The following is a 7,328-nucleotide window of genomic DNA, read 5'->3' as shown; positions in this document are numbered from 1 at the left end:
ATCGTGGTCGCGATCAACAAAATGGACTTGGTTGAGTTCTCTGAAGCACGTTTCAACGAAATTCAGGTTGAATATGATGCCTTTGTCAGCCAGTTAGGTAATCGCCGCCCTGAAAATATTGTATTCGTGCCAATCTCGGCATTGAATGGTGATAATGTGGTGAATCCATCAGCAAGCACGCCGTGGTACAAGGGTCAAACCTTGATGAACATCCTTGAGTCAGTGGAAATTAAACGTGATTCAAATAAAAAAGAATTCCGTTTCCCTGTTCAGTATGTAAACCGTCCAAACCTTGATTTCCGTGGCTTTGCAGGAACGATTGCGCTGGGCGAAATCAATGTGGGTGATGAGATTGTTGCATTGCCATCAGGTAAAAAATCAACGGTCAAAGAGATTGTGACCTTTGATGGCAACATTGAGCAAGCCATCGCAGGTCAGGCGGTGACCTTAACGCTGAATGATGAAATTGATATTTCCCGTGGTAACGTTTTAGTCCGTGCTGGCGAACAACCCTTGATTTCACGTTCTGTACGCGCATCAGTGGTGTGGATGACTGAGCATCCTTTGGTCAAAGGCAAACTGTACAATGTGAAGATTGGTACACAGACTGTTCCTGCCAAAGTGACTGAAATTAACTTCCGTGTGAATGTCAATACACTTGAACATACTCAGGTTGAAGAGCTTGAACTGAACGCGATTGCAGATGTAGTGATTGAATTTGATGCGCCAGTGGTGTTTGATCAATATCAGGACAGCCGTTATACAGGTTCATTTATCTTTATTGACCGTTTAAGCAACGTTACTGTTGGTGCAGGAATGGTTGAAGCGGCAGTTGAATGGACGGCGCATAGCAATCCCGTCACTGCGGAGGATCGTGCGGCACGTTTGGGTCAAAAATCTGCGGTGATTGGTGTTTCAGCGCAATTGATTGAACAGGCTCAGACTTTGGAAAGTTTATTGATTCAACAGGGTGTGGTGGCAATTGCCAAAGCAAATTTGACTGCTGAGCAAATCAATTTGTTACGTGAAACAGGTGTGGTGGTGATCACGACAACTGTAGAGGGTACAGATACTGATGTGACAGCGGATAGTGTTGAAGAGGCTGCTGGAAAAGTAGTGGAATTGGTTCGTCTTTAATAGCTTGGACTGACTTGTAAAAGTCTGCTTATGCAGGCTTTTTTATTTTATAAATTCGAGATTTATATCTTTGAAGGTTCTTGATTCTTCAATTTAATTTAAAATAGCGATAAATATATCGGGCTGATATTTTTTTTATTCTGTTTTGCTATGGCTTTTATGAGACAATACTTCTTTAAGTTTGTATATAAGGACTCCCATGATTGAGCAATCTGCTGAATCTTTAAGCGATATCGAAATTTTAGACATTTTACAGTCGATGAAAAAAGATGAGCTTGATGTAGAAGCCAAAGAGATGATCCGTAATGGGGGAAAAGCTGGACGTCAGGAAGCGCACAAACAGGCGTTGGTGGCACTAAACACCAGTTTTGAAGAAAAGTTTGTGGAAGCGGTGACATTGGCGTTGGGTTTGAATTCAGGTCAGGCCAAAAAAATCCGTTATAAAAAAGACCGTATCCGTATTTTAAAGGCGCGTGGGATTGATTATCTGGCGATTGATGGCGCAGAAACAGCCCAGGTTTTGGCTCAGGTCGCACAGGCAATTGCCCGTGAAGACGCGATGGTCACGCATGATTTGCACAATATTTTTCCATTCTGGAAAGAGGGCTGGCCGATGGTTCAGTTTGACAATGCCTACAAAGTTCTGGCGGAAGATATTTCCATTCATTATCAGGCAATGCTCGATGAATTAATTTCATTGTATGGTGCAAATTAAAATATAGTGGTGGAATCACATTCTTTGTATTGCTCTTTACCATTATCGCTTTGTTATTTGGATTTATTGCAAAGTGAAAAAAGCCCATCTAAATGGGCTTTCTGTTTATTAGGATTAATTTTCCTGTGTGGGTGACTCTGTTTCTAAATTCGGCATGATTTGAGTCACAAGCAGTTGGTCAATTTTATAATGATCAATATCTACTACTTCAAACTTAAAACCCGCATATTCTACAGCATCGGCTGGACGCGGAATCTTCCGCAAGCGATACATGATAAAACCCGCAATGGTTTCGTAGTTTTCATTTTCTGGAAACTCTTCAATCGCCAGCGCATGTTTCACATCTTCTATTGGCGTGCTGCCATCAATAAACCATGAATGGTTGTCCCGTTTGATGATCTGCTGTTCCTCTTCCATTGGTGTCACCCAGTCACCCATCACAGTAATCATGATGTCACTGAGGGTAATTACACCCACCACCAACGCATATTCATTGATGACGACTGCAAATTTTTCTTTGGTTGAACGAAAACGGTCCAGCAGTTCAGACAGGGTGAGGGTGTCAGGAATAATCAGGACGGTACGGATGGTTGATTCATTCAGTTGAAGCAATGACTGGTTGTTTAGAATCCGAACCAGAATATCTTTGGCATCCACATAGCCAATCACCTGATCAATGTGTTCATTACAGACAAGGAATTTTGAATAAGGATATTCCGCCAGTTTTTGCCGAATACTGTTTTCATTTTCTTTCAGGGTAAAATACACCACATTTTCACGTGTGGTCATACTGGATGGAACTGTGCGTTCCTCAAGCTCAAACACATTCTCAATAAAATGGTGTTCCTGTTTTTGTAGAACGCCTGCCTGCGCACCTGCATCCATAACTGCTGAAATATCATCAAAGGTGATATTGTCATCACGTATGGTATTTACCTTAAATAGGCGGAACAACAGGTTGGCAATCGCATTGATTCCCCAAGCCAGAGGTTTACAGATTTTGATGAAAATCTGAATTGGCTCAATCACCCTAATCGAAATCTTTTCGGGTGCATTCATCGCCAGACGTTTTGGCATGAGGTCGGCAAACAGGATAAACAGCGAAGTGACCAAGGTAAAGGAGAGGGCGAAACCAATCGTTTCCAGCCAGGGTCCTGTATAGAACCGTGCAACAAACTCCACAAAATAGGGGCGAAACGCCCCTTCACCTAAAATACCACCTAAAATGGCAATCGCATTTAAACCAATTTGAGAGGCGGCAAAGAAGTCGGCAGACTGTTCCTGCAAGTCCAGAACTTTCTGTGCACGGATTTCACCTGATTCCGCTAAAATCTTTAGTTTAACCTTTCGCGCACCTGCAAGCGCAATTTCAGTAAGTGATAGAAAACCCGCCGCAAAAATAAGCAGAATAATGACAATAATATTTTGGAAGAGACTCACACATCACCTGTGGTTTATCATTATTGTGAATATGTTTTAACACAAAAAAGTTGTGAGGTAATTAGAACATTACCTCAGTGTAACAATAGCGTTCAACAAGCATACTCGTAGAAAGCTAACCATTATAATAAAACAAGATGTTAATATTGTGAAAACTGCGTATTATTTAAAAGAAATTCACGATTTTCTTCTTCAATCATTTGCCGTGCTACAAACAGGATTAACTGTCTTAACCAGCGATGCGCTGGATGATGATGCAATAAAGGACACCAGGCCATCTTTAATTCAAATTCAGGAATATAAAATGGAGGATCCTTTATAATCAGTTTTGGATTCTGTGCCTGTAGACGTGCCATACGTGTTGGAAGTGTGGCAATTAAATCAACATTCTGTGCCAGAAGAGCACGCATTTGATAATGACGGGTAAATACCGAAATTTTACGGCGTTGACCAATCCGTTCCAAAGCCTGATCAATCCAGCCTAAACCAGCCTGTTTGTCTGGGTTGACACCAAAGCCAACACCCATACCTGTCTTGGATACCCAGATATGCTGGGCGTCTAAATAACTTTTTAAATTAAGATGGGTTACAGCAGGGTGCTTGTCATTTAAAATACAGCTAAAGCTGTCACGCCAAACCAATACCTGATGAAAGCTTTGTGGAATTTCATTAAAACGGTTAATTGCCAGATCAACCTTACCTTGTTCCATATCGCGGTAGGACACGTCACTTGGAGTTAGGAAGTCCAAAACAACATTTGGCGCTTCAGAACGCAAGGCTTTTACAAGGCGGGGAACCAAAGTGGCTTCAGCATAATCGGAGGTCATGATGCGGAACACGCGATTGCTGGTATAGGGTCTGAACTCGGTACGAGGTTCCAGAATCATGGACAGGTCTGATAGTGCGTCACGAATACGGGGTTGCAGTTCCAGTGCCCGTTCAGTCGGTGTCATCCCTTCGGAAGATCGGATCAGGAGAGGGTCATTAAATAAGTTACGCAAACGGCGTAAAATATTACTCATTGCAGGTTGGGTAACACCTAATTGTTCCGCTGCGCGTGTGACATTTTTTTCACGAAGAAGTACATCAAGATAAATTAATAAATTGAGATCAACCCGCTCCAGATTCATAAAAAAAATACCGAAAATAAAATCGTTAAATTATGTTGAATTATGCCATATTTAAAGCTGTTTGTGTAACTTAATCCTACAAAAAGCCTTGGCTATCAGTCCAATCAGGAAGTCACTTTCCCATGAGAAAATTTCACTTTCATAAGGGGGGAAATTTATCTGACTGTGCTACAAATGGCAAAAAATGTCAGTTTTGGAGAGTATGGCAAGTCCTAAAATTGTATTTAAATAAGTCAAATATAAGAAAAAAGAGAATTTTATAAAAAATTTAATCATTAAAAAATTATGAATAACAATGGCTTAAATTGGTTTTTTAAACTAAATAAAATAACCTTTATTCCTATATTTCATAAGAAAATACCGAAAATTACCCAATAATATTGGATAAATTGATTGCCACAGACTAAGCTGTGCAAAATATTGAAGAAGTGCTTGAAATCTCGGCTATAAAAAAGCATGATTTTCAGCGTCCATTCGATGCCAATCCCTCTAAAGGAATATATCATGTCTACATATTTAACAGCGATTGATGCAATCCGCGAATTAAAAGCAAAATTCGGCGACACTTGGCGCGATATTAGCCCAGAAGATGCTGCACGTATGCAAATGCAAAACCAATTCAAAACTGGTTTAGATATCGCTAAATACACAGCTGCTATCATGCGTAAAGATATGGCTGAATACGACGCTGACTCTAGCAAATACACTCAATCATTAGGTTGCTGGCACGGTTTTATCGCGCAACAAAAAATGATTGCGAACAAAAAATACTTCGGTACAACTTCTAAGCGTTACATCTACCTTTCTGGTTGGATGGTTGCTGCGCTTCGTTCAGAATTTGGTCCACTTCCTGACCAATCTATGCACGAAAAAACTTCAGTACCTGCTTTGATCGAAGAAATCTACACTTTCTTACGTCAAGCTGATGCGAAAGAATTAAACGATTTGTTCCGTGCATTGAAAAAAGCGCAAGAAGCTGGTGACACTGCTAAAGCTGCTGAAATCACTGCTCAAATCGATGGTTTCCAAACTCACGTTGTGCCAATTATTGCTGACATCGATGCTGGTTTCGGTAACGAAGAAGCGACTTACTTACTTGCTAAGAAAATGATCGAAGCTGGTGCTTGTGCGCTTCAAATCGAAAACCAGGTTTCTGATGCGAAACAATGTGGTCACCAAGCTGGTAAAGTAACTGTTCCGCACGAAGACTTCATTGCTAAAATCCATGCATTACGTTATGCATTCCTGGAAATGGGTCTTGACGATGGTATCATCGTTGCACGTACTGACTCTGAAGGCGCTGACTTGACTCAAAAAATCCCAGTGGTTAAAGAGCCAGGCGATATCGCTTCTCAATACATCAGCTACTTAGACACTCAAGAAATTGACATCTCTGAAGCGAAAGAAGACGAAATCCTGATCAAGCGTGATGGTAAACTTCACCGTCCTAAACGTCTTGCTTCTGGTCTATACCAGTTCCGTGAAGGCACTCAAATTGACCGCGTTGTACTTGACTGTGTAACTAGCTTACAGAACGGTGCTGACCTTCTTTGGATCGAAACTGCGACTCCAAACGTAGAAGAAATCGCACACATGGTTAACCGTGTTAAAGAAACGATTCCAAATGCTAAGCTTGTTTATAACAACTCTCCATCTTTCAACTGGACGTTAAACTTCCGTCAACAAGCTTACGACCGTTGGGTTGCTGAAGGTAAAGACGTTTCTGCTTACGACCGTGCTAAATTAATGAGCGCTGAGTACGATGCGACTGAATTAGCTGCTGATGCTGATGCTAAGATTCGTACATTCCAAGCAGATGCTTCTCGTGAAGCTGGTGTGTTCCATCACTTGATCACACTTCCGACTTACCACACTGCTGCTCTTTCTACACATGAGCTTGCACAAGGTTACTTCGGTACTGAAGGTATGTTGGCTTATGTTGCTGGCGTACAACGTAAAGAAATCCGTGGTGGTATCGCTTGTGTTAAACACCAAGCAATGGCGGGTTCTGACATCGGTGATGATCACAAAGAAATTTTCTCTGGTGACAACGCTCTTAAAGCGCACGATGATGCTAAAAACACAATGAACCAGTTCGCTGCTCACTAAGCTTTGAATTGATTTAAAAAAACCCTGCGTAAGCAGGGTTTTTTATTGGTGAGATAATTGTTTTTAGAAGTCTACTTGATATTATTCAGCCTCTTTTTTTAGTTGATATCTGTCTGCCAAGGTACCTGTAATTTCATTGCCCTCAAGGTCTAGGGCTTTAAGATAACCCTCAGCAACAAAATATTTACGGCTATCACCCGCCTTGTCTAACTCAATAACAGAGCGATTGTTACTGTCAAACTGGAAGCTACCTTTCGTTTCAAATGCCTTGCCATCACCTTTGCCAAGGTAGGTTTCTTTAAGCTCGTAAGTTTTATCCTGATTTAGCTCAAGCTTGGTTTCAATACCCTCACAGTCAGCACAAGGGAGCACACCTTTATATGTGCCATGCCAGTCCTGTGAGTTTTCTGCTGTATGTTCACTATCTATTACAGTTTCAGAAGTAGCTTCTGTTGTTGCAGGAGGGGTATGTTCTTCAGTTTTTGGTTTTTCTGCTTTGTTACATGCCACTAGAAAAATAGATGTAAGAGAAATGGCAATAATTGACTTCTGCATACCTGATACAACCTTATTAAAATGTTGTTATCCAAGTTATGAAATTTTATAAAGAAAGTGTAGTAGGGGAATGTAAGTGTTATTTAACCTTTGGTAAAGCAAGCAAGGATTAACCTTGTCTTGCCTTAAAGCGAGGATTTGATTTGCAGATCACGTACAGCTTGCCATGACGTTTAACAATTTGGCAGTCGCTACAACGTTGTTTCGCACTTTTGAGGGATGAACAAACTTTCATTTTAAAG

Annotated in this window: 7 protein-coding genes; 3 read left to right on the top strand and 4 right to left on the bottom strand. The window is 41.0% G+C overall.

The features are described 5' to 3' along the window. The coding region (locus B4H32_RS10700; RefSeq protein WP_286803020.1) for a sulfate adenylyltransferase subunit 1 at window positions 1-1,137 on the top strand (1,137 nt) is incomplete at its 5' end. A gap of 199 nt (window positions 1,138-1,336) precedes the next feature. Next, window positions 1,337-1,852 carry a hypothetical protein gene (locus B4H32_RS10695; RefSeq protein WP_004681139.1) on the top strand — a complete coding sequence of 172 codons (516 nt, stop codon included), beginning with the start codon at window positions 1,337-1,339 and terminating at the stop codon, window positions 1,850-1,852. A gap of 114 nt (window positions 1,853-1,966) precedes the next feature. Here B4H32_RS10695 and B4H32_RS10690 read toward each other — a convergent pair whose 3' ends face one another. Then, window positions 1,967-3,292 (bottom strand): hemolysin family protein, encoded by a 1,326-nt coding sequence (locus B4H32_RS10690; RefSeq protein WP_004681137.1) that lies wholly within the window; start codon window positions 3,290-3,292, stop codon window positions 1,967-1,969. 140 nt (window positions 3,293-3,432) lie between these two features. Next, window positions 3,433-4,422: a LysR family transcriptional regulator gene (locus B4H32_RS10685; protein WP_286803014.1), complete on the bottom strand. Its 990-nt coding sequence runs from the start codon at window positions 4,420-4,422 to the stop codon at window positions 3,433-3,435. Window positions 4,423-4,926: 504 nt separating this feature from the next. Between B4H32_RS10685 and B4H32_RS10680 the strand changes: the two genes are divergently transcribed. Beyond that, window positions 4,927-6,531: an isocitrate lyase gene (locus tag B4H32_RS10680; RefSeq protein WP_286803012.1), complete on the top strand. Its 1,605-nt coding sequence runs from the start codon at window positions 4,927-4,929 to the stop codon at window positions 6,529-6,531. Window positions 6,532-6,612: 81 nt separating this feature from the next. Here the strand turns inward: B4H32_RS10680 and B4H32_RS10675 are convergent, their stop codons facing one another. Both B4H32_RS10675 and ykgO read right to left on the bottom strand, forming a co-directional pair. Continuing rightward, window positions 6,613-7,086 (bottom strand): copper resistance protein NlpE, encoded by a 474-nt coding sequence (locus B4H32_RS10675; protein WP_004681135.1) that lies wholly within the window; start codon window positions 7,084-7,086, stop codon window positions 6,613-6,615. Between the two features lie 109 nt (window positions 7,087-7,195). After that, window positions 7,196-7,321 (bottom strand): type B 50S ribosomal protein L36, encoded by a 126-nt coding sequence (gene ykgO, locus B4H32_RS10670; protein ID WP_010589329.1) that lies wholly within the window; start codon window positions 7,319-7,321, stop codon window positions 7,196-7,198. Between the last annotated feature and the right edge of the window lie 7 nt (window positions 7,322-7,328).

Origin of the sequence: Acinetobacter sp. UBA2063 (genome assembly GCF_002333245.1) — a bacterium.
GTDB lineage: Bacteria > Pseudomonadota > Gammaproteobacteria > Pseudomonadales > Moraxellaceae > Acinetobacter > Acinetobacter parvus.
The sequence above is the reverse complement of the archived record's forward strand: the minus strand, read 5'-3'. Positions and strand labels throughout refer to the sequence as shown.

Coding starts and splice junctions, on each gene's coding strand:
- B4H32_RS10675 (WP_004681135.1), bottom strand. CDS start 7,086: ATGCAGAAGTCAATTATTGCCATTTCTCTTACATCTATTTTTCTAGTG.
- B4H32_RS10695 (WP_004681139.1), top strand. CDS start 1,337: ATGATTGAGCAATCTGCTGAATCTTTAAGCGATATCGAAATTTTAGAC.
- B4H32_RS10680 (WP_286803012.1), top strand. CDS start 4,927: ATGTCTACATATTTAACAGCGATTGATGCAATCCGCGAATTAAAAGCA.
- ykgO (WP_010589329.1), bottom strand. CDS start 7,321: ATGAAAGTTTGTTCATCCCTCAAAAGTGCGAAACAACGTTGTAGCGAC.
- B4H32_RS10685 (WP_286803014.1), bottom strand. CDS start 4,422: ATGAATCTGGAGCGGGTTGATCTCAATTTATTAATTTATCTTGATGTA.